At 70.6% G+C, this 21256-nt stretch carries 21 protein-coding genes; 15 read left to right on the plus strand and 6 right to left on the minus strand.

Going from position 1 to position 21256, the window contains the following annotated elements; all coding sequences use genetic code 11:
- Positions 1 to 40: 40 nt before the first annotated feature.
- On the minus strand, positions 41 to 421 hold the full coding sequence (locus QH270_RS25790) for a hypothetical protein (protein ID WP_280346663.1): 381 nt from the start codon (positions 419 to 421) through the stop codon (positions 41 to 43).
- Between the two features lie 445 nt (positions 422 to 866).
- Here QH270_RS25790 and QH270_RS25795 point away from each other — a divergent pair, with 445 nt between their 5' ends.
- From QH270_RS25795 to QH270_RS25840, 10 genes are all read left to right on the plus strand, one after another.
- Positions 867 to 1415 carry a TerD family protein gene (locus tag QH270_RS25795; RefSeq protein ID WP_280346664.1) on the plus strand — a complete coding sequence of 183 codons (549 nt, stop codon included), beginning with the start codon at positions 867 to 869 and terminating at the stop codon, positions 1413 to 1415.
- Positions 1416 to 1570: 155 nt separating this feature from the next.
- Positions 1571 to 3040 (plus strand): serine/threonine-protein kinase, encoded by a 1470-nt coding sequence (locus tag QH270_RS25800; RefSeq protein ID WP_280346665.1) that lies wholly within the window; start codon positions 1571 to 1573, stop codon positions 3038 to 3040.
- Between the two features lie 11 nt (positions 3041 to 3051).
- Entirely contained in the window at positions 3052 to 4236 is a 1185-nt protein-coding gene (locus tag QH270_RS25805; RefSeq protein WP_280346666.1) for a DUF7373 family lipoprotein, read from the plus strand.
- Between the two features lie 5 nt (positions 4237 to 4241).
- Positions 4242 to 5798, plus strand: a complete 1557-nt coding sequence (locus QH270_RS25810) for a serine/threonine-protein kinase (protein ID WP_280346667.1) — start codon at positions 4242 to 4244, stop codon at positions 5796 to 5798.
- Between the two features lie 27 nt (positions 5799 to 5825).
- Positions 5826 to 7280 carry a serine/threonine-protein kinase gene (locus tag QH270_RS25815; RefSeq protein ID WP_280346668.1) on the plus strand — a complete coding sequence of 485 codons (1455 nt, stop codon included), beginning with the start codon at positions 5826 to 5828 and terminating at the stop codon, positions 7278 to 7280.
- A gap of 4 nt (positions 7281 to 7284) precedes the next feature.
- A complete protein-coding gene (locus QH270_RS25820) occupies positions 7285 to 8511 on the plus strand; it encodes a DUF7373 family lipoprotein (RefSeq protein ID WP_280346669.1) in 1227 nt (408 codons plus the stop codon).
- Positions 8504 to 9973 carry a serine/threonine-protein kinase gene (locus QH270_RS25825; protein WP_280346670.1) on the plus strand — a complete coding sequence of 490 codons (1470 nt, stop codon included), beginning with the start codon at positions 8504 to 8506 and terminating at the stop codon, positions 9971 to 9973. Before QH270_RS25820 ends, QH270_RS25825 begins: the two co-directional genes overlap by 8 nt.
- Positions 9974 to 10013: 40 nt before the next feature.
- Positions 10014 to 10586, plus strand: a complete 573-nt coding sequence (locus QH270_RS25830; protein WP_280346671.1) for a TetR/AcrR family transcriptional regulator — start codon at positions 10014 to 10016, stop codon at positions 10584 to 10586.
- A gap of 73 nt (positions 10587 to 10659) precedes the next feature.
- Entirely contained in the window at positions 10660 to 11682 is a 1023-nt protein-coding gene (locus tag QH270_RS25835; protein ID WP_280346672.1) for a medium chain dehydrogenase/reductase family protein, read from the plus strand.
- A 167-nt stretch (positions 11683 to 11849) separates the two neighbouring features.
- Positions 11850 to 12455: an ABC transporter permease gene (locus tag QH270_RS25840; protein WP_280346673.1), complete on the plus strand. Its 606-nt coding sequence runs from the start codon at positions 11850 to 11852 to the stop codon at positions 12453 to 12455.
- 150 nt (positions 12456 to 12605) lie between these two features.
- On the opposite strand, the gene QH270_RS25845 is transcribed toward QH270_RS25840, so the two are convergent.
- On the minus strand, positions 12606 to 14309 hold the full coding sequence (locus tag QH270_RS25845) for a SulP family inorganic anion transporter (protein WP_280346674.1): 1704 nt from the start codon (positions 14307 to 14309) through the stop codon (positions 12606 to 12608).
- A gap of 132 nt (positions 14310 to 14441) precedes the next feature.
- Between QH270_RS25845 and QH270_RS25850 the strand changes: the two genes are divergently transcribed.
- The 3 genes from QH270_RS25850 to QH270_RS25860 are packed head-to-tail and all read left to right on the plus strand — an operon-like array spanning position 14442 to position 17165.
- The gene (locus QH270_RS25850; RefSeq protein WP_110041497.1) at positions 14442 to 15023 is read left to right on the plus strand and encodes a TerD family protein; all 582 of its coding nucleotides are present in this window, start codon (positions 14442 to 14444) and stop codon (positions 15021 to 15023) included.
- A 53-nt stretch (positions 15024 to 15076) separates the two neighbouring features.
- The gene (locus tag QH270_RS25855; protein WP_280346675.1) at positions 15077 to 15784 is read left to right on the plus strand and encodes a response regulator transcription factor; all 708 of its coding nucleotides are present in this window, start codon (positions 15077 to 15079) and stop codon (positions 15782 to 15784) included.
- Positions 15771 to 17165 (plus strand): sensor histidine kinase, encoded by a 1395-nt coding sequence (locus tag QH270_RS25860; RefSeq protein WP_280346676.1) that lies wholly within the window; start codon positions 15771 to 15773, stop codon positions 17163 to 17165. Before QH270_RS25855 ends, QH270_RS25860 begins: the two co-directional genes overlap by 14 nt.
- Positions 17166 to 17174: 9 nt before the next feature.
- Here QH270_RS25860 and QH270_RS25865 read toward each other — a convergent pair whose 3' ends face one another.
- The 4 genes from QH270_RS25865 to QH270_RS25880 all read right to left on the minus strand — a co-directional run bounded on the left by QH270_RS25865 (position 17175) and on the right by QH270_RS25880 (position 20081).
- The gene (locus QH270_RS25865) at positions 17175 to 17363 is read right to left on the minus strand and encodes a hypothetical protein (protein ID WP_280346677.1); all 189 of its coding nucleotides are present in this window, start codon (positions 17361 to 17363) and stop codon (positions 17175 to 17177) included.
- A gap of 27 nt (positions 17364 to 17390) precedes the next feature.
- Complete coding sequence (locus tag QH270_RS25870; protein ID WP_110041494.1) at positions 17391 to 18059, minus strand: MspA family porin; 669 nt, start codon at positions 18057 to 18059, stop codon at positions 17391 to 17393.
- Positions 18060 to 18099: 40 nt separating this feature from the next.
- The gene (locus QH270_RS25875; RefSeq protein ID WP_280346678.1) at positions 18100 to 18768 is read right to left on the minus strand and encodes an MspA family porin; all 669 of its coding nucleotides are present in this window, start codon (positions 18766 to 18768) and stop codon (positions 18100 to 18102) included.
- Positions 18769 to 18983: 215 nt separating this feature from the next.
- On the minus strand, positions 18984 to 20081 hold the full coding sequence (locus QH270_RS25880; protein ID WP_280346679.1) for a winged helix DNA-binding domain-containing protein: 1098 nt from the start codon (positions 20079 to 20081) through the stop codon (positions 18984 to 18986).
- A 36-nt stretch (positions 20082 to 20117) separates the two neighbouring features.
- On the opposite strand from QH270_RS25880, the gene QH270_RS25885 reads away from it, so the two are divergent.
- Complete coding sequence (locus tag QH270_RS25885; protein WP_280346680.1) at positions 20118 to 20816, plus strand: class I SAM-dependent DNA methyltransferase; 699 nt, start codon at positions 20118 to 20120, stop codon at positions 20814 to 20816.
- 90 nt (positions 20817 to 20906) lie between these two features.
- Positions 20907 to 21242 carry a hypothetical protein gene (locus tag QH270_RS25890; RefSeq protein ID WP_280346681.1) on the plus strand — a complete coding sequence of 112 codons (336 nt, stop codon included), beginning with the start codon at positions 20907 to 20909 and terminating at the stop codon, positions 21240 to 21242.
- The last annotated feature ends 14 nt before the right edge of the window (positions 21243 to 21256 follow it).

Raw genomic sequence — 21256 nt, forward strand, 5'->3', positions numbered from 1 at the left:
GGACGGTTTCCCGGGCGGCGGCAGGTTCGCACGTGGCGGGTCAGGCGGCCGGCGCCGAGCTGCCCGAACCCAGGCCGGTGAAGAACTCCGCCGACGCGGTGCTCGGGGCCGGGGTGGTGGCGGTCGGCTTCACCGGGTAGCTCGCGCTGCCGCTGAACGCCTCGGCGGAAGCGGTGCTGGGGGCGTCGGCGACGGTGGCCGGAGCGGAGCTGCCCGAACCCAGACCGGTGAAGAACTCCGCCGACGCGGTGCTCGGGGCCGGGGTGGTGGCGGTCGGCTTCACCGGGTAGCTCGCGCTGCCGCTGAAGAAATCGGCCGACGCCGTGCTGGGCGCGTCGGCAGCGGCGGCGGTGCCCGCGGCACCCAGCATCAGACCGGTCGCGACGACAACGGCTGCACCGACCACACGGAACTTGCTCACAGAATTTCTCCTCATCAAAGGTGACGCATCGCGAGGCGATATTCACCGGTTCTCGCGGCCCGGAATATCGAATCCCCCGGCGATGAATTATTAACACACCGCAACACGACCGACAAGTCGGGCGAACAGTTGGCGATCGGCGTTCCGCGCCGATACTCGCACGCCGAACGCCTGCCGAAAAGTAAACCTCGAATCCGGCAACTTCATAGCGAGGCGGCATGATCCGAGTTTCACGACATTTGAATTCCCGCCGACCCGAACCGTTGACAATTCCTTCATGTAGATGAACGAGAAATGACACGCGGGTGGCCGGAACAATTGCATTCGATCGAGTCGGCAATAGCGAATCGGTCAGACAATCGACCACCGGTGAGTGAATCACCTCATAACCGAGGCGAACGCCGCATTTGCCAATGCCGCCGTCTTTACGGCATGTTTATGCGGCATGACCGGATCACTGCCCCAGCACCGACCGCCGCTCGAGCACGTCACGATGGGCCTGGGCTGGGATCCCGCCAACCCCGACGGACTCCTCGTCGGCGCGAAGAAGGACATCGATCTCAACGCCGCCGCGCTGCTGTTCGCCGGACCCGACTTCGTCGATGTCGCCTACCACGAACAGTTGACCTCCCGCGACGGCACGGTCCGCCACCTCGGCGACAGTGTCACCGGCGACGGCGACGGCGACAACGAGGCGATCGTGGTCGACCTCACCAGGATCGACCCGGCCATCACCACCATCGTCTTCCTCGTGAGCTGTTACACCGGCCAGCGTTTCGGCCAGATCGACAACGGGTTCTGCCGGGTCGTCGACAATGTCACCGGCATCGAGCTGGTCCGCTTCGACCTCGCCGACGCCGCCTCGCACACCGCGATCGTCATCGGCAAACTGCACGCCCCGCAGGGGAGCTGGGAGTTCACGCCGGTCCTGGCGCCGATCCACGCCGAGCACATCGCCGACGCCGTTCCCCTCGTAGCCGGATACCTCGGCTAGCGGCTCGACCGGTTGGCGCCTGGCGTAACCGCCGGTCGGTTATAGTCGGGCCGTCGGCCGGGTCTCCGGCTCCGGTTGCGCCCCGCGCGACCGCGCCCAGCGGCCGGCACGCGCCGGAAGGGTCCCGGCGCTGATCGGTTCGGGAAGCATGACAGTTGATTGTTTCTGAGGGCATGAGTTTCGCCGGGTATCGCCTCGAGCGACGCCTCGGCATGGGCGGGATGGGCACGGTCTTCCTCGCCCAGCATCCGCGCCTCCCCCGCAAGGACGCGCTGAAGATCCTGTCCGACGGCCTCACCGGCGATCCGGTGTTCCGCGAACGGTTCCTGCGCGAGGCCACGATCGCGGCCCGGCTCAATCACCCGAATCTGGTCGCGGTGCGCGATCGCGGCCAGTACGACGGCCGGTTGTGGATCGCGATGCAGTACGTCGACGGTGTCGACCTCGCGCAGCTGATCCGGCGCGGCCCGGCCGCGCTGCCGCTGGACCGGACCGTCCGGATCGTCACCGAGGTGGCCAAGGGCCTCGACGCCCTGCATCGCAAGGGCGTGCTGCACCGGGACGTGAAACCCGCGAATATCCTTGTCGCCGAACAGGACGGCCGACCCGACCGCGTCCTGGTCACCGATTTCGGGATCGCCAGGCCCGCCGACGCCCCCACCGCGTCGACCGGCCCGGGGATCAGCGCCACCCTGACCTACGCCGCACCCGAGCAGATCAACGGCGGGGCGGTGGATCACCGCGCCGACGTCTACGCACTGGGCTGTGTGCTCCACGAACTCCTCACCGGGTCGGTGCCGTTCCCCCGTGACAACCCCGCCGCGGTGATGTACGCCCACCTGCACGAGCCCCCGCCCACGCTCGACAAGGCCGGGCTCCCACCGGGTTTCGACACGGTGCTCGCCACCGCGCTCGCCAAGGACCCCGACGAGCGGTACCAGTCCTGCGGCGCGCTGGCCGCGGCGGTGCAAGCGGCCGCGCAGGGGACGGTGCGGTTGACGGCTGTCACCCGGCCGCCGGCGCGGCGACGTCGGCTGGTGTTCGGAGCCGCGGCCGCGGTGGTCCTGCTCGCGGCGACGGCGGCGATCCTCGGAGTGAGCCGCACCGGGTCCGAGCACTCGCCCGCCACGATCCCGCTCGGCCCGCAGACGGGTGTGGACGCGGTGTCCTGGGGTGCGTACACCTATGTGGTGCAGGCCTTTCCGGAGCTGCTGCCCGCTTGGCAGTTCGGGGCGGGGTATCAGGAGATGTGGGGATGCAATCCGATCGACGAGCGACTGAAGAACGTCTCCGTCGACGTGTACGTGCCGGTCGGCCGGATCCTGTGTTTCGGCAACAGCGAGCCGGCCAAGACGATCGACGTGGTCTGCAACGCCGACCGCTCACCGATCGCGCCGCCGCCCACCTACGATCGCGCCGAGGGCAGCGAACAGTGGACGCGATCGTCGAGCCACGGAAACCTGCACTGGGGAACCTATCTCGACCGGGTGAAGGCGCCACAGCTGACCGGCTACCTGCGGGTGTATTTCGACGATCCCGACCGTAGCTTCTGCTACCTCGTCGTCACCGGTGCGCGCAACGGCACCGAACTGCGCGCCGCCTGGTGGCCGGAGGCGCCGCTGTGAAACTCGCACGTATGTCACTCGCCCTGGGTGTGGTCCTCACCGCACTCACCGGCTGCGCGGTGACCGGTGATCCGATGCCGGTGCCCGACCCGGCGACCCTCGATGTGGGCCCGTACAACCGGTATCCACTGGCCGCACCCGCACGCGGCAACGAGAACTACGGCCGGGTGATCGAGTCGGTGCGGATCGGCGAGCTCGTCGCGAACCCCGCCCGGGTCGATCCCGCGCTGAACGTCCCCCGCACCCGATCGGGCTCGGACCCGCTGCCGACTCCCGCGAAAGCGGTGACGCTGCTGGCGGATCCGGCCCGTGAGGTGCTGGAACGGCACGGCATGATCGCCGGTTTCACCGTGGGGGCCAGCGATACGCGCCAGTTCGCGATCGGCAGTGGCCGGATCGTCCAGATCACCCTGCTGCGTTTCCCCGACGCGGATGCCGCGCGCCAGGCGGCGACCGAGATCGACTCCGCCGACGCGGCGGTGAGCCCCGACAACGTCGCGGTTCCGATTCCGGACCACCCGACGGCGCGGGCACACTGGCGTCCGACGGTACCCACGCTGGCGGCGACGATGGCCGTCGACTCCTTCGTCGTCACCGTGCTCGCCGGGCACACCACACCCGATCTCGGCGTTCTGACGACGCTGGCGAGCAAGGCCTTCACCGAGCAGCAGCCGTTGCTGCGCGATGTCGAGCTCACCCCGGCCGCGGCTCTCGCGGACCTGCCGCTCGACCGCGACGGCATGCTGGCCCGCATGGTGCCGGAGGCGCCGGGGCGCTGGCCGTATCCGGTGGTGGTCACCTCGGAACTCGCGGAAACCGCGGGCTGGGACAGCCTGGTACAGCCACACGGCATCGTCCTCGGTCCGCGCGCAGGCCACTTCGCCAGCCCCTCCCCCGAGGTCCCCGAATTGACCGGCCTCAACCGGTTCGACCGGCTGCTGCGCTTCGCCGACGCGGCGACGGCGGCCAGATTCTTCTCGGGCCTGCAGCAGGACGATCCGAGGTCCTCGGTGCCGCCACCGGCGGGCATGGTCGACATCAACTGCGCGGAACGAGGCACCGGCAGCGCACCGATGACCCGGTTCAGCTGCCGCCTCCGGTACGGCCGCTACGTCGCGGTGGTCTTCAGCCGCGACTACCAGGACGTGCACCATCGAGCGGCGGCGCAGTACGCGCTGCTGGTGAACAGCGAGTAGTGCCGATGCCCGGAACATATTCCTCAGGAGCCTTTTTCGCCGGATACCGGATCGAGCGCGTGCTCGGCGCGGGCGGTATGGGCACGGTGTACGTGGCCGCCCATCCGCGACTGCCCCGCCGCGACGCGCTCAAGGTACTCCCCGAGAACGCCGGTGCCGGTACGGAATTCCACGCGCGATTCCTGCGCGAGGCCGAACTGAGCGCCCGGCTGGACCATCCGAACATCGTCTCGGTGTACGACCGCGGCGTCGAGGACGGCCAGCTGTGGATCGCCATGGAGTTCGTCGACGGGACCGATGTGGCCGCGCTGCTGCGGCGCGAGTCGGCACTGCCGCCGGAACGCGCCGTGCACATCGTCACCGAGGCCGCCCGAGGGCTGGACGAGGCGCACCGCAACGGTCTGCTGCACCGCGACGTGAAACCGGCCAACATCCTGCTCGAACCCGTCGACGACGCGCCGGAGCGGGTACTCGTCGCGGATTTCGGCATCGCCAGGGCGGCCGGTGACGGCACCGCGCTCACCGCGGTCGGGACGGTCGTGGCGACCCTGGCCTACGCCGCGCCGGAACTGCTGACCGAGCAGCGCGTGGATCACCGGGCCGATGTCTACGCCCTCGGCTGCACCCTGTTCGAACTGCTCACCGGCACGAAACCGTTCCCGCGCGATTCGGTGGTCGCGGTGATGCAGGCGCACCTGATGGCGCCGCCGCCGCGCGCCACCACGATCCGGCCGGAACTGCCGCCCGCGATCGATGCTGTCATGGCGCGCGCCATGGCGAAGAATCCGGAGGAACGCTTTTCCTCCTGCGGCGCCTTGGCGGCGGCGACGGCGGCGGCCTTCGGCGTCGCGGTCGAGCAGACCGTCGTGGCGTCCCCGCCACCGCTGCCGCGCCCCGCGGCGGTCCCGGTGGAGTCGCCGTCCGCGCCCACCGCGGTGGACCGGCCACCGCGGCAACGGAATCGAGGGCCGCGGTACGCCGCGATCGCGGCCGCGGTCGTCACCCTCGTTGCGGCGGCGACTGTCGCGGTGGTGCTCACCCGCGACAGCGGCGAACCGGCGGCGAGCCCCGCCGCGCCGACCACCGCAACCGGAGTGACCTGGGGCCGTTACTCTTTCATCGTCGACGCGCTGCCCCAGCTGCTGCCCGCCACACCGACCCGAACCGGGCATCAGGGCATCCGCTGCGCCGCGATCACCAGGGGCGAGGACGGCATCAGCAAGCAGGCCGACCTCGATGTGCTGCCCGATCCCATCGCCCGCATCTCGTGCACCGGCGACGAAAACCCCGTTCGCGATGTCTACGTGGAGTGTTCGACGAACCGCAGCCCCTACACTCTGGTCGACGAGCCGGGGGTCGTGATCCTCGGCGACCACACCTGGAGTCGGGCGTCCGGACGCGGCCGGATCACCTGGTCCACCCTGGCACTCGCCAGCGGCGACATGGGCACGATCGGACTCTCCTTCGACGAGCCGAGACGCAACTTCTGCATGGTCGTCGTCGGCGGCGGCAAGACGGGCCAGGACCTCTACGACCGGTGGTGGCCGAATGCGCCGTTCTGATCGTGGGGCAACAGGAGGGCGGTGCCGGTGACGGTCTCGGACGGTACGGAATTCGCCGGATACCGGATCGAGCGGCGGCTCGGCGCGGGCGGGATGGGTGAGGTCTTCCTGGCCCGCCATCCCCGGCTGCCCCGCAACGACGCGTTGAAGATCCTGTCCGACCGGCACGCGGGCGACGCCGAGTTCCGCGCGCGGTTCCTGCGCGAGGCCGAAGTGGCGGTGCGGCTGCAGCATCCGAATGTGGTGGCGGTGCGCGACCGCGGCGAGCACGAGGATCAGCTGTGGATCGCCATGCAGTTCGTCGACGGCGGCGACGTCGCGGAGCTGATCCGGCGCGAGGGCGCCCTTCCGGTCGAGCGGGCGCTGCGGATTCTGTCCGAAGCCGCCGACGGCCTCGACGAGATCCACCGGGTCGGCCTGCAACATCGTGACGTCAAGCCCGCGAACCTGCTGCTCACCACCGAACCGGGCGAGCCGGACCGGGTGCTGGTCACCGACTTCGGGATCGCGCGGGTGGCCGATGGCGACGGAACACTGTCCGGGGACGTGGGTTTCACCGCGACGCTGGCCTACGCCGCGCCCGAACTGATCAGCGGCGATCCCGTCGATCACCGGGCCGATGTGTATTCGCTGGGGTGCACGCTGTACCAGCTGCTCACCGGCGAGGTTCCGTTTCCGCGCAGCAGTCCGGCGGCGGTCATGTACGCGCACCTGTCCGAGCCGCCACCGCGCCCCTCGGCGGCGAACAGCCGAGTGCCCGCCGCGTTGGACGCGGTGATCGCCACGGCGATGGCCAAGGACCCGGCGCAGCGCTATCAGAGCTGCGGCGCTCTGGCCGCCGCGGCACGTGCCGCGTGCGCACCCGTCGCGCGTCCGCCTCGTCGGTCCTGGTGGCTCGCCGGTGCGGCTGCCGTGACGACAGTCGTTGTGGCGGTGGTCGTTTCGCTGATGGTCGGCTCAGACGGCGACGACGCCGCGGCCACGATCGCCGAGCCCACCGGCGTCGCCACGAATTCCGCGGCCTGGGGTGCGGCGGCCATGGCGGCCGAGGCGCTCCCGCGCCTGCTGCCCGTCGCGCCGGCGGCCGTCGGCTACCAGGACATGCACGACTGCGTGCACGTCGACGGCAACGGCGACCTCCTGCCCATCGAGCAGCGGGCCGAGGTCGGCGGAGTGTCCTGTCTCGGTGACCGCGACCCCGCCGAGCTGGTGTCGGTGATCTGCCGAGCCGACCGCGCCGAGATCGCCGGCTACACCTCCGAGATCGTCATCGAAGGCGAGCAGCGGTGGACCCGCGGTGCGGACACCGGCAAGGTGCGCTGGGGCACCATCACGACCACCGACGGCTTCAAGATGGGCCGTCTCGACGCGATCTTCGACGGCCCCGACCGGAACTTCTGCCGTCTCCGGGTCTCCGGCGGCGACTCGGGATCGGCGCTGTTGGAACGCTGGTGGCCGGACGCGCCACTGGGGCAGAGGTAGGACGATGGTGTCGCAGCGATTTCGGACAGTGCTCGCCGTTGCCGCGGCGCTGACGGTGCTCGGCGGGTGTGTGCGCCACGGCGAGCCGTCGCCGCAGCAGGTCCACCTGGCGACCCTGGACGTCGGGTCGCACGGTACCGACCCGATGGCGGCGCCGACGACCAGCAACGACAAGTACGGCCGCGTGCTGGAGTCGGTGCGCATGGGCGAAGTGATGCTCGACCCCGTCGAGGTCGATCCGACGCTGACCTACGGCGTCCAGGAACGGACCGCGCCGCTGCCGACACCGTTGACCGCGGCGGGCCTGCTCGCCGAGCGGGTTCGTGAGGCGCTCGAATCGCACAGCATGCTGGCCGGATTCGCGGTCAGCGGCAGCGATCGCAACCTGTTCGGCAAGCGGCCGGAGGTCGGCGCCTCGCGGCTGCTGACCGTGCTGCTGCTGCGTTTTCCCGATGATCAGTCGGCCCGGTTGGCCGCCAGGCAGATGAACGCGACCGATGCCGCGATCAGCCCGGACAACGTCGACGTGCGCGTCGAGGGGTACCCCGGCGCGTTCGCGCACTGGCGGCCAAGCGTGCCGACCATGGCGGCCACCTATGCCCACGGCTCGTTCGTCATCAGCGCGCTGGCCGGGCACACCAGTCCCGATCAGCAGGTGCTGACCGACATGGTGCGCAAGGTGTTCGACGCGCAGATCCCCCGGCTCGCCGATTTCCGCGGAACCCCACCCGAGGATTTCGACACCCTGCCGCTGGACCGCGACGGCATGCAGGCGCGGCTGCTGCCCTTCGGGCCGGGGCGATGGACCTATCCGACAGTGGTCACCTCGGACGTCGACACCAACGCGGGCTGGTCGGCCGCGCTGTCGGTCTACGGTGTGGTCCTCGGACCACGGGCGACCCGGCTGATGAAGCACTACGGATTCAAGGACCCGATCGAGATCGTCGCCATGAACGACTTCGACGTGCTCGAGCGGTTTCCGGACGCGGTCAGCGCACGGAAGGTGTTCGAGGTGGAGCGGCAGGCGGTGAACCCCGCCGAGCTCCTCGAGAACCCCGCCGGGGTCCCGGATGTGTACTGCACGAAGCTCCGTTCGTCCCCCGCGTCCCCCCATCAGGCGGCCTGCCACGTGCTCTACGGCAGGTACACCGCCACGCTCACCGGTTGGAGTCCGGCGAACGCACAGCAGCGCACCGCCGCCCAATATGCCTTGCTGGTGCGCAGTGGGTAGCCGAATCCTGCCGCCGGGCACTGTGTTCGCGGGGTATCGGATCGAACGTGTGCTCGGCAGCGGCGGCATGGGCACGGTGTATGTCGCCGCTCATCCCCGCCTCCCTCGCCGCGACGCGCTCAAGGTGCTCGCGGCGGAGTTCGGCGCCGACCCCGAGTTCCGCGCGCGTTTCGTCCGCGAGGCCGAACTCGCCGCCCAGCTCGACCATCCCAACATCATCGGGGTCTACGACCGGGGCATCGAGCGCGATCAGCTGTGGATCGCCATGCGGTTCATCGACGGCCCCGACGCGGCCACGCTCTCGCGCGAGGGTGCGCTGACCCCGCCCCGGGTGGCGCATCTGATCACCGGCGTCGCGCGCGGGCTCGATCACGCGCATCGGGCCGGGATGCTGCACCGCGATGTCAAACCGGCCAACATCCTCGTCGAAGTGATTCCGGGACAACCGGATCGGGTCGCTGTCACCGATTTCGGCATCGCCAAGGCGGCGGCGGGCACGACGCTGACCCAGGCGGGAACGATCCTGGCGACCGTCGCCTACGCCGCCCCGGAACAGCTGACCGGAGCCGCCGTCGACAAGCGCGCCGACGTCTACGCGCTGGGCTGCACCCTGTACGAGCTGCTGACCGGCGCGAAACCGTTCCCTCGCGCGAGTGTCGACGCGGTGATCGCGGCACACCTGACCGAACCGCCCCCACGCCCGAGTGCCGTCGCGAGCCTGCCACGCGCGATCGACGAGGTGATCGCCCGCGCGATGGCCAAGGATCCGCAGCGGCGCTACGCGAGCTGCGGTGAGCTCGCGAGCGCGGCGGCCGGCGCCTTGGGGGTCGAGCCCGAGTCGGCGTCGCTCGGCCGCCCGACCCGGCGCCGTGGTCTCGGCATCGCGCTGGGCGCCGTGGCCGCGGTGGCCGCGCTCGCGGCGGCGGGTGTCGTCGTGCTGAACCGTGACTCGTCCGCGCCGGGCGGGCCGGGACCCAACTCCTCGGCGGCGCCGCTGGATCCGAATTCCTGGGCCGCGCACCAATGGGTGATCGATGCCTTCCCCGGGCTGCTACCGAAAACCAAGGCGGACAGCGGCTTTCAAGGCATCCTGTGCTCCCCCGTCGACGAGAACCAGCGCCCCATCGACGCGGGCGAAACCCGCTATTCGACACACACGCTCGCCTGCAACGGCAATCGTGAGCCGGTCTCCCGCCTGATCCTGCAGTGCGGCACCGACGAACCCGTCGCGGAGTTCAAGCCGTCCTCGCGCGCGACCCGGCTCATCGGTGACGAGGACTGGCAGCGCGCGAGCGGTCGTGGCCATATCCGCTGGAGCGACACGACCGATGTCGACCTCCCCGCCGGCGAGCTGCAGCTCAGCTTCGCCGACGGTCCGCGAGCCAAGTGCGCGCTCACCGTCACCGGCGGCACCTCCGGCCAGGACCTCTTCGACCGCTGGTGGCGCGACGGCCCACTGTAGGTGTTGACGCCCGAGAAAGAGTGAGTGTACAGTCACTCACATGAGCAAGAGCGGAGCGACCCTCTCCCGATCGGATCTCCGGCGCGACGCCGTCGTCGACGCCGCGATCGTGGAGTTCGCCCGGACGGGCTACCACGGCACGCCGATCACCACGGTGGCGGCGACCGCGCAGATCTCCCCCGCCTATGTGTTCAAGTTGTTCGAGGGCAAGGTCGCCCTGTTCGTCGCGGCGCTGGAACGGTGCTTCGAGCAGATCGCGGCGGCAATGTCGTCCGGTGCGGCCGGGGCCGCGGCCGACGCGACACCCGAGCAGATCCTCTACGACATGGGCGGCGCCTATGCCGAGCTGATCGGTGACAAGAACTTGCTCATGCTGCAGGTCCACGCGCTCTCGGTCGCCGACGTCCCGGAGATCGGACAGGCGATGCGCGACGGCTTGGCCAAGGTCACCGATCTGGCCAAGCAGCGCTCCGGCGCCGAGGACGATCTGGTGCAGCGCTACATCGCCTTCGGGCAGCTGTGCCACCTGATCACCACCCTCGACCTCGACGGCGACACCAGCCCCTGGGCCCGGATCGTCACCAAGGGCATCCGCCACCCACAACCCCGCTGACCAGCCATGCCCCGCCCGGGGCATTTTTTCGACCCATCGAGTGATTGACCAGTCACACACTAGGAGTCCCGTCATGTCCACCACCGTCACCGAAATCGTCCTGCCCGGTCGCGTCGAGCCCGAGGGCCTGCTCGTCACCCAGCGCGCGCTGCCGACACCCGCCGCCGGGCAGGCCCTGGTCCGGGTCGAGGCGAGCGGCGTCTCGTTCGCCGAGCAGCAGATGCGGCGCGGCAAGTACTACGACCAGCCCCCCTTCCCGTTCGTCCCCGGCTACGACCTGGTCGGCACGGTCGCCGAGGTCGGTATCGGCGTGGATCCGGCGCTGGTCGGCACCCGGGTGGCCGCGCTGACCAAGGTCGGCGGGTGGGCCAGCCACGCCGTGCTCGACGCCGCGGATCTGGTGCCGGTGCCGGCCGCGCTCGATGCCGCCGCCGCGGAGACCTTCGTTGTCAACGGGATCACCGCCTGGCAGATGCTGTTCCGCACGGCGAAAGTCGAGCGGGGGCAGACCATTCTGGTGCACGGCGCCAACGGGGGCGTCGGCTCCACGCTCGTACAGTTGGCGCGCGCCAACGGGATTCGCGTCATCGGGACGGCCTCGGCGCGCAATGCCGAGGCGGTGCGGGCACTGGGCGCGACCTGGATCGACTACCGGGGTGATGTGCCGCACCAGGTTCGGGAGCTTTCGCCTGGCGGCGTCGACGCGGTCTTCGACCACATCGGCGGGCCCGGTATCGCCGATTCGTTCGCGCTGCTGGCCGAGCACGGCACCCTGGTCTCCTACGGCACCGCGGCCACCAAGAACGACGCGGGCAACTCGCGGCTGCCCGTACTGAAACTGCTGGGCAGGCTGTTGCTCTGGAACGCGTTGCCCAACAAGCGCAATGCCCACTTCTTCAATCTGTGGGCGGGCAAGCGTAACCTCCCCCGCTTCCGCGCCCGCATCGCCGCGGACCTCGGCGAGGTCTTCGCGCAGGCCGCGCGCGGCGACCTGCGCGCCCAGGTCGCCGCTCGGGTTCCGCTCACCGACGCCGCCCGCGCCATGACGCTCGCCGAGTCGAGCACCGTCGTCGGCAAGGTCGTCCTCGTCGCCTGAGCACCCTTCCGTCCGAGCACGGTCACGCGCGGCACCGACATGCCCCGGCCGGCTTGTCCTTCCAGAGCATTCGCACGCCCCGAACGTGCCCGGCGCCGCCGTCGTGACCCGCGACCATGCCGATCCGATCACTGCCCCATCCACACTCGCCACCGAGGAGAACCGTGATGTCCCAGCACCTTTCCACCACCGAGTCCCGCCCGACCGCCCTGCGTGTCCTGCTCGACAACCGTCCGTCCTACTTGAGTTTCGGACTCGCCTGGCTGCTCGGCCATGGCGCGTACGCCTTGTCGCACGGCGCCGATCCGCTGCTGCGGCTGCCGTCCGTGCTGCCGAGTGCGCTGCTGATCGGCGGGCTGCTGGCGGCGATGGTCATCACCAGCGTCGTCACGATGCGAGCCCAGCGCGGTGCCACCGGCCGGGAGGCGGTGGTCGGCAATCTGCTCGCCGTGTCCTGGCTGATCGGCTTCGGCGCGCTGTTCTTCGTGATCACCGCGCTGAGTTCGGCACTGGCACAGCCGGATCTGAAGATGCTGCTCTGGCCGACCGGCTCCGGCCTGATCGTCGGCCTGCTCTACCTGGCGGGCGGTGCCGCCTATCGCGACGTCCTGCAATACGCCCTCGGCGCCTGGCTCGCCCTGACCTCCTCGGCCGCCCTGTTCCTCGACGGCGCCAGCCCGTACTGGGTCCTGGCCCTGGCGGGCGGCGGCAGCTACCTCGTCGCCGCCGCCCTGGAACCGCGCCGCCGCGCCATGGCCCCCGCCCTCGCCTGACGGAACAGCCCACGCGACAACGCTGCCCGCCCTGGACTGTCCGGGGCGGGCAACCGAAACGCACGGTCCCACCTCGGCACGGCGCGGCCCGCACTCGCCGGAGGGCCCGCGCCGTCGAGCCGTTGCCGTGACGATCGCTCCGATCACTGATCACCCTGTCGGCGGATCCGCGGATCGCGCGGCGCGGAAGGCCTCGACCGCGGTCGGCAAGGTGGGGTACAGGTGGTCGGGGCCGATCCGCTCGGTCAGGCCGAAGGCGTCCAGGTCGGCGCGCAGGTCGTGTTTGACGCGGGCCATGGCGAAAACGATGCCGCGCGCGGCCAATTCGGCCCGCACCTGCTCGACGGCGTCGAGGGCGGTGAGGTCGACCTCGACATTGGCCTCGACATTGAGCACGAACCAGCGCACGGGTTCCCCGCTGCGGTCGGCCCACCAGTCGACCGCGGCCAGCGCCCGCTCGCGGAAGTCGTCGGCGTTGGCGAAGAACAGCGGCGCGTCGTAGCGGTACACCACCAGCCCGGCGAGGGGTTCGGCCTCCGGATAGTCGTCCACGTCGTGCATCCCCGCCACATCGGGCACGAAGCCGAGGACGGCGTCGTGGCCGCGTGCGATCCGGCGCAGCAGATCGAACACCGACAGCGCGATCGCGACGGCCACGCCGTAGAGCACCCCGAGCACCAGCACCGAGACCGCGGTGACCAGCGCGAGCAACAGCTCGCTGCGCCGGAACCGGCCGATCCGCCGGAACTCCGGCACATCGATCAGGCGCAGCGCCGCGTACACCACCAGAGCGCCGAGGGCGGCCGTCGGGAACTGGGCGAGCACCCCGGTCGCCCCGAACAGCACGATGAGCACCGAGGCCAGGGTGACCACGGCGTAGAGCTGGCTGCGCGCGCCCATCAGGTCGGCGATGGTGGTGCGGCTGCCGCTGCAACTCACCGGGAACCCGTGGGTGAGCGCGGCGGCCACGTTCGTCGCGCCGAGCCCGGCCAGTTCGGTGTTGACCCGCACCCGCTCACCGTGCCGGGCGGCGAAGGCCCGTGCGGTGAGCGCGTTGTCGGAGAAGCCCACGACCGCGATGCCCGCGGCGGGCAGCAGCAGCGCCACCACATCGGCCGCCGCGATCGCGGGCAGGCCGGGCACCGGCAGTCCGGCGGGCACCTCCCCGATGACGTCGATCCCGAAGCGCTCCAGCGAGAACACCGCGACCGCCACCGTCGCGGCCAGCACCGCCAGCAGCGGCCCCGGCGCGCGCGGTGCCCACCTGGCCAGCACCACCAGCACCGCCAGCACCGAGCCCGCGAGCAGTGCCGTCGGCGGGTGCCAGTCCGCGATACCGGCCGCGAACGAGCGCAGCTGCGCGATCACCGACTGCCCGTCCACCGGCACCCCGGTGACCCGGCCGAGCTGGGACACGATCATCAGCCCCGCCGTGCCCGCCAGATAGCCGATCAGCACCGGCCGCGACAGCAGATCGGCGAGCACACCGAGCCGGGCCGCCGACGCGAGCAGGCACAACCCACCGACCAGCAGAGCCAGCAGGGCGGCGAGCGCCGCGTAGCGCGCCGGATCGCCCGCGGCCAGCGGCGCCAGCGCCACCGCCGTGAGCAGCGCGGTGGTCGACTCCGGCCCGACCGACAACTGCCGCGAGGTCGCCAGCAGCACATACACCGCCAGCGGCGCGATGGTCGCCCACAGCCCGACCACCGGCGGCAACCCGGCGACGGTCGCGTACGCCATGACCTGCGGGATCAGATACGCGGCCACGGTGACGCCCGCGACCACGTCCGGACGCAGCCACGCGCGCCGATAGTTCCGGAACTGCCGCAGACCCGGCAGTGCTCGCTCCAACACAATCCGATTATTGTGCTCCCCCGCGCCCCGATCCGACAGTGACCGACACGCCCGGCACCGTCGGCGCGCGTCCGCTGACCAGGCGAAACCCGTTGCGCTGCAGGCTCCTCCGCGAGTCCGTAGCCTGGGAACGTGATTACGCTGAAGAAGGAAGACGGCGCGGCCGACCTCGCCGGCATCACCAAGATGAGCGTGGGGGTGAGCTGGGACCCGTCGGCCGGCTCCAGCGGGGGCCTGCTCGGCATGGCGCGGCGCAAGCGCGGCGTCGACCTGGACCTGATCGCCGTGCTCCTGCAGGGCGGCGAACCGGTGCGCTTCGCCGGCCTCGACTCGCTCGATCCGCTCGGCAACGGCGCGGTGCTGCACACCGGTGACGAGCAGACCGGCGCGGCCACGGGCGACGACGAGACGGTGCACGTCACCTTCGCCCAGGTGCCCACCGGCATCGACGCGATCGTGTTCGTCGCCGCGGCGTTCAAGAAGGGCAGCTCGTTCGAGAAGGCCAACAACGTCTCGTTCAAGATCTACGACGCCACCGGCGCCGACAGCCAGCCGGTCGCCGACATCTGGCCCTCACTGCTCGGCGCGGAGAACGCCAACGCGATCGCCCGCGCCTTCCGCAACGGGCCGGTCTGGCAGCTCGAGGTCCTCGACCGCAAGGGCAAGATCAAGCAGGGCGATCGGCAGGCGCTGCTGCGCTTCGCCATCCAGTAACCAGCGCGGATACCCGGCCCGGCTACGGTGGTTGCCGTAGCGAAGGGTATGTGATGAGCGCACAGTTGATGATCGTCGAGGACGACACCCGGGTCAGGACGTCGCTGCGGCTGGCGATGGAGGACGAGGGCTATGTCGTCGCCGAGGCCGAACGCGCCGAGGCGGCGCTCGACCAGGTGCGCGACCTCGGCGCGCCGGATGTGATGATCGTCGACCTGATGCTCGGCGGCATGGACGGCTTCACCTGCATCCGGGAGGTGCGCCGCGAGCACGATGTGCCGATCATCGTGGTCAGCGCCCGCGACGACACCCACGACGTGGTGGCGGCGCTGGAGGCAGGCGCCGACGACTTCGTCACCAAGCCGTTCGAGGTCAAGGAGCTCACCGCCCGCATCCGCGCGCTGCGACGTCGCACCAGGAACACCACCGATCGCGACGTCACCGAACTGGTCCTCGACGCCGCGCTCGACCGGCGGCTGATCCTGTCCCCCGAACGCGGCTCGCTGCGCCTCAACGGCGGCGAGGTGCACCTGACCCTGACCGAATTCCGGCTGCTGTGCGAGCTGGCGCAGAACGACAGCCTGGTGCTGAGCAGACAGGTGCTGCTGGAGAAGATCTGGGACCGCGGGTTCTTCGGCGACGAACGCATCGTCGACGTGCACGTGCGGCGGCTGCGCACCAAGATCGAACGCGATCCCGCCGACCCACGGCTGATCGTCACCGTGCGCGGGCTCGGCTACCGGCTCGATGTCCAAGACTGACCGAGCCCTTCCCTGGCCGTGGCGCTCGCGCGGCCTGCGCGGCCGGGTGATGGCCGCGTTCGTGCTCGGCGCGGGCCTGGTGGCGCTCGTGCTGGCCGGCTCGGTGTACGGCATCAGCACCAGTTACATGGAGTCGCAGCGGGTGCGCAGCGTCGAACGCGCGGTCAAGATCCACGCCGAACTGCTGCGCCTGCGGCTCGAGCATCCCGGCGTCACCGGGGAACAGGCCGTCGACCGGCTGCACCTGTCCACCGGGACTCTGGCGCTGCTGCACCGGGACGGGCGGTGGTCGATCGCCGGCGCCGACGACGGGTTGACCACGGTGACGCCGCCGGTCATCGATCCGGCCGTGCCCATCCCGAAGACGGCGACCCGGGTGCGGATCGGCGGCGAGCCGTACCTGCGGGTGTGGGCGCCGGTCGACGACGGCGCGGTCCTCTACGAGTTCGCGCCGCTGAACGAGCTCGAGTCCACCCTGCGGATGCTGCGCACGATCCTGCTCGCCTGCGCGGCGCTGTCGGTGACGGTGGCGGGTGCCGTCGGCGCGTGGGCGGCCCACCGCGCGCTGAGCCCGCTGCGGCAGGTGGCGGCGACCGCCTCGCGCATCTCCTCCGGGGAACACGAACTGCGCCTGCCGAGTTCGCCGGACCAGGACCTGTCGACGACCGTCGACGCGTTCAACGCCATGGTCGACGCCCTGCAGGACCGGATCGAGCGGGAACGACGCCTCGTCTCCGACCTCAGCCACGAACTGCGCACCCCGCTGACCACCCTCACCACCACCACGACCGTGCTCGCCGGCTATCGCGAGGAACTGTCCGAACGTCCGAGGGCCGCGCTGGAACTGTTGGAGGAGGAGACGGCCTATCTGCGCGGCCTGCTCGACGACATGCTCGCCCTCGCGCGCGCCGAGGCGGGCATCCATCGCTCCGATCCGGCGCCGCTGTCGCTGGCCGAACTGCTCACCCAGCTGCTGGCCAGCCGCGACGCGGCGCCGGAACTGCTGGACGTTCGCGACCAGGGAACGGTGCGGGGGCGGCGGATGGAACTCGAACGCGCGCTGGTGAATCTGCTCGCCAATGCCGACCGGCACGGTGGCGGGTTGGTCGGCGTCGCGGTCGAACGCCGCGGCACGGACATCGCGGTGATCGTCGACGACGCGGGGCCCGGGGTGCCGGCCGTCGACCGGACCAGGATCTTCGAGCGCTTCGTGACCGCCTCCCGGGCCACCGGCGGCACCGGCATCGGCCTGGCGCTCGTCGCCGAGACGGTCGCCGGGCACCACGGCACCCTGTGCTGCGTTGATCGCCCGGGCGGTGGCGCGCGATTCGTGCTGACTATTCCGGCGATAGAAACCCTTTGTCACACGATCGCAAAGTAGCCGACGGAGTCATCGCAACGAACCGTTGGGATTCTCGGTGCCGGTCACCGGATCGGGTCGTCGCGGCGCCGGTTCGGAGGAGGACGACCATCGCGCGGCCACCGCCGCCGACGGGCCAGATGTCCGGATGCCCTGGGCGAGTTCCGATTCCGGTGACCACACCCCGACCGACGACAGCGGGCCCGGCGCGTGTCGCACCGGGCCCACTGTCGGGTGTGGCCGAGATCAGCCGATGCTGAAGGGCTGGCCCCACAGCGTGACGGTCGAGCTCACGTTCTCGGTCTCGACCTTGACCTTCACGAAGGCGCGCGCCTGCGCGTAGCCGCCGCAGCCGGACAGGCCGATGGTGGAGTCGGCCCAGGTCACCGAGCCGCTCTTGCCCTTGAACTTGTTGTTGGTGCCGTGGTCCTCGTTGCCGTAGTCGTCGGCCTTCTCGATGTCGAGCACGTAGAACGAGGTGGCCTGGCCGGGGCCCAGGCTCAGCTCGGCGCCGCTGGAGGCGCCGACGCTCACGTCCTCGCCGTCCCAGCTGCTCTCGCCCTCGACGCCGCCCTCGACGCCGCCGCCGTCGATGTTGACCTGGCAGCCCACGACGTAACCGGGGTAGATCTTGCCGCCCTTGGCGTTGTCACCGGCCACCTCGACCTGCGCGCTGCCGGAGACCCAGGCGTTGCGGTGCACGGGGGTCGAACCCATCGACGGGTTGATGTTGGCCGACTCGCCGACCAGGCGCACAGTGACGGTGGTGCCGTCGGACAGGGTCTTGACGACCTCGCCGCCGGGCAACGGGACGAAGGTGTCGGCGTTGGCCGCACCGGTGGACAGCAGGCCGAGCGTCACGGCGGCGGCACCGGCCAGACCGGCCAGGCGGGCCGAATTCTTACGGTCGATCATGTGTGTCATTCCTCGGATCGAAGTCGGACTCTGCGGGCGCTCAGCCGATGCTGAACGGAGCACCGTAGAGCGTGGTCTTGGAGTAGTGGTCGCCGATGATCTCCACGACGCTGTACGAGCGGGCCTGCGCGTAGCCGCCGCAGCCCTGGACCTCGATCTCGACGTCCTGGTACTCGACCGAGTAGGTGCCTGCCTTCAGGATGTCCTTCTTCTCGATCTGGACGAACTTCACCTCGCCGGGGCCGAGATCGAGGCCGACCGAGCCGCCGAGGCTGCCGCCGGACAGGTCGATGCCGCCGGACAGGCCCGCCGAGATGGCGTCGTCACCGATCGCCACCTGGCAACCGACGATGTAGCCGGTGTTGAGCTGCGAGGCGCCGTGGGTGGAGGAGTTGTTCGAGCCGGGCTTGTCGGCCGGGCCGTTGTAGGGGCCGACCTCGCCCTCGGGGGTGGCGGTGACGTCGGCGGTCACGGTGCCGGAGACCCAGGCGACGCGGCCCGCGCCGTTGGCGGCCAGCGACGGCGAGACCAGGGCGCGCTCACCGGTTCGCTTCACCGTGACACCCGGTCCGGCCCGCTCGCCGTCGGGCAGCGGGACGAACGCGTCGGCGCCCGCGGTACCGGCCACCAGGGCGCCCAGCGCGAGCACGGCCACACCGGTGCCGGCGGCGCGCAGGCCACGGGTACCGCGAATACGGTTGATTCTCATACTTCCCCTCATCAGGTTCGAGCGGTCACACCTGCCGACGCAGGCCACCCGTACGGGGCGCGTCGACGGCTCAGCCGAGCTTTCCGGCCGCCGGTGGCGCGCCGAGGACCGCGCCACGGCCCGACGATGAAGCTCGCGAGACGGGAACCTTTCGGGCTCTTTGCGGCGATATGACAGTCATCGCAAACTGATCGCAATATTTCCGTGCGCGACTGTCACACGATGCGGACGCGGTCACTGTCGTTGCCGGACAAGAACATTGCCATGCGCTGGCCTTCTTCGGTGACGTCCCGCGCTTCCGCACGGGTGAGCGCGCGCAGCGGGGCGACCGTCACGACGCCGTCATCGACGGTCCACGAGGCCGACACCCGACCGTCGACCAGCACCACGCGCGCGCCGGCGACCGACAGGCCACGATCGGCGTCGTCGATGATCCGGCTGCGGTCGTGGTAGCCGAGGATCGCGTTGTCGAAGGCGGGCAGGAAGCGCGGCGGCGCCGGGGTTTCCGGGTCGGGGCGCGGCGCGTCGGGCAGGTCGAGCAGTTCGCGGCCGCGTTCGTCGCGGAAGGTGATCAGCTCCGGGCGCACCGCGGCCACCGCGGCGGGCAGGCCGGTCAGCCCGGACCAGGCGCGCAGGTCGGCCGAGGCGGCCGGGCCGTAGGCGGCCAGGTAGCGCCGCACCAGCTCCGCGCCGACGGGGTCGGTGCCCGCCGGAGCGGGCGGGTCGACCGGACGACCGAGCCACTGCTCGACCGGCGTGTTGCGCACCCCCGCCCTGACCTGCCACAGCCCGCGCGGGGGCAACTGCACGGTCGGCACGAGCGCCGCGATCACCAACTCCCCCACCGCCCTCGGGTTCGCCTCGGGCCAGCGGTCGGCCAGCGCCCTGGCCGTCTCGCCCATCGAGCGCGGTTCGCCGTCGGCGAGCAGGGCGCGCGCCGCGGCGGCGAGCTCGTCGACGTCGACCCCGGCGAGCTCTCGCTTGTAGGTGGTGAGTACGCGCTGGCGCAGCATGCCGTCGTGCCTGGCCCGCCAGGCCAGCGCGTCCGCCGTGCTGACCAGGTGCACGGTGCGGCGCATGAGATGCGCGCGCACCACCTGACGGCCGGTGAGCAGCGCGTCGAGCTCCTTCGGCGCGAAATCCCTGACCCGCGACCACAATCCGAGAAACGGCTCCTGCGGCTCCTGCGCCTGCACACCACACAGGTGGGTGATCATGTCGAGCACCGGGACCTCGGCGCGGTCGAGCAGGAATTGGCGGGCGAGCGTCGCGCGATTGAGCGCCCTGGCGCCGAGCACGGTCGATCCACTCATCCGTCAACGATAGAGGCATGCGGAATACTGGCCGACATGCCGAGCTTCGCGGACTTCGATCGCCGGAACTATCGCACGGTGGACGCGGTCACCGGCTACGACGGGTGGTCGGCGACCTACGAGCAGACCGTCATGGACGAGATGGACCTCGCCCTGCTCGAACGGCTCGACCTGGATTGGGGCGGGATCGCGCGGGCCGCCGACCTCGGCTGCGGAACCGGGCGGACCGGCGGGTGGCTGCGCGCGCACGGTGTCGCCGAGATCGACGGGGTGGACACCAGCTCGGGGATGCTGGCACTGGCCGCCGAGCGCGCGGCACACACCACCCTCACCAGGGCCGATGTGCGCGACAGCGGATTGCCCGGCGGCGCCTACGATCTGGTGATCTCGGCGCTGGTCGACGAGCACCTGCCGGAGCTGGCGCCGTTCTACGCCGAGGCACGCCGCCTGCTCGCGCCCGGCGGCCGTTTCGTGCTGGTCAGCTATCACCCGCAGTTCATGATGGTCACGGGGATGCCGACGCACTACACGACGGTGTCCGGTGAGCCGCTGGCGATCAGCACCCATCTGCACCTGGTCGGCGACCACGTCACCGCCGGGGTCGGTGCGGGCTTGCGGCTGACCGAGCTGCGCGAGGCGCTGGTCGACGACACCTGGCTGACGGTGAAACCGAAGTGGGCCCACCTGCGCGGCCAGCCGTTCACCATGGCTCAGGTCTGGACGGCCCCACGCTGATCACACCCACCGCGGCGAGGTTTGCGAAGATCGGTCAAGGGCTCTCGATTTCCGTGTTCCCTGGATAGTTGCTGCGTTACGGTTTCCCGCATGGACGACATCGAGTTGGATTTGCCGAGCGTCTCTTCCGCCCACAACGCCGGCCGGATTCTGGAAGTCGGCGCGGTCGGTCTGCGCAACCCCCTGCCCATCGACGGCGAGCGGACGCAGGCCTACGTGTCCTGCGTCGACGGCACCACCCTGCGCCTGCCGGACTCGCTGCAGAACTGGGCCATGCAGACCCTCGCGGCGAACTACGACCTACGCTCCACCGGCCTACCCTCCCTGTTCCCCTGCCGCTTCGAATTCGGCATCCGCGACGGCGCGGCCTACGCGATCCCCGTCCGAGACAAGAAGTCCCAGCGCACGCCGCAGCCCACCGCCTGAGCCCGTTCGATCCC

The organism is Nocardia neocaledoniensis (genome assembly GCF_029868625.1).
Lineage (GTDB): Bacteria > Actinomycetota > Actinomycetes > Mycobacteriales > Mycobacteriaceae > Nocardia > Nocardia neocaledoniensis_A.

What these genes read in the sequence shown, in the direction of transcription:
- QH270_RS25870 (WP_110041494.1), bottom strand. Translation starts at nt 18,059, where the DNA reads ATGATCGACCGTAAGAATTCGGCCCGCCTGGCCGGTCTGGCCGGTGCC.
- QH270_RS25890 (WP_280346681.1), top strand. Translation starts at nt 20,907, where the DNA reads ATGGACGACATCGAGTTGGATTTGCCGAGCGTCTCTTCCGCCCACAAC.
- QH270_RS25855 (WP_280346675.1), top strand. Translation starts at nt 15,077, where the DNA reads ATGAGCGCACAGTTGATGATCGTCGAGGACGACACCCGGGTCAGGACG.
- QH270_RS25860 (WP_280346676.1), top strand. Translation starts at nt 15,771, where the DNA reads ATGTCCAAGACTGACCGAGCCCTTCCCTGGCCGTGGCGCTCGCGCGGC.
- QH270_RS25835 (WP_280346672.1), top strand. Translation starts at nt 10,660, where the DNA reads ATGTCCACCACCGTCACCGAAATCGTCCTGCCCGGTCGCGTCGAGCCC.
- QH270_RS25805 (WP_280346666.1), top strand. Translation starts at nt 3,052, where the DNA reads ATGTCACTCGCCCTGGGTGTGGTCCTCACCGCACTCACCGGCTGCGCG.
- QH270_RS25820 (WP_280346669.1), top strand. Translation starts at nt 7,285, where the DNA reads ATGGTGTCGCAGCGATTTCGGACAGTGCTCGCCGTTGCCGCGGCGCTG.
- QH270_RS25885 (WP_280346680.1), top strand. Translation starts at nt 20,118, where the DNA reads ATGCCGAGCTTCGCGGACTTCGATCGCCGGAACTATCGCACGGTGGAC.
- QH270_RS25810 (WP_280346667.1), top strand. Translation starts at nt 4,242, where the DNA reads ATGCCCGGAACATATTCCTCAGGAGCCTTTTTCGCCGGATACCGGATC.
- QH270_RS25830 (WP_280346671.1), top strand. Translation starts at nt 10,014, where the DNA reads ATGAGCAAGAGCGGAGCGACCCTCTCCCGATCGGATCTCCGGCGCGAC.
- QH270_RS25795 (WP_280346664.1), top strand. Translation starts at nt 867, where the DNA reads ATGACCGGATCACTGCCCCAGCACCGACCGCCGCTCGAGCACGTCACG.
- QH270_RS25840 (WP_280346673.1), top strand. Translation starts at nt 11,850, where the DNA reads ATGTCCCAGCACCTTTCCACCACCGAGTCCCGCCCGACCGCCCTGCGT.
- QH270_RS25880 (WP_280346679.1), bottom strand. Translation starts at nt 20,081, where the DNA reads ATGAGTGGATCGACCGTGCTCGGCGCCAGGGCGCTCAATCGCGCGACG.
- QH270_RS25875 (WP_280346678.1), bottom strand. Translation starts at nt 18,768, where the DNA reads ATGAGAATCAACCGTATTCGCGGTACCCGTGGCCTGCGCGCCGCCGGC.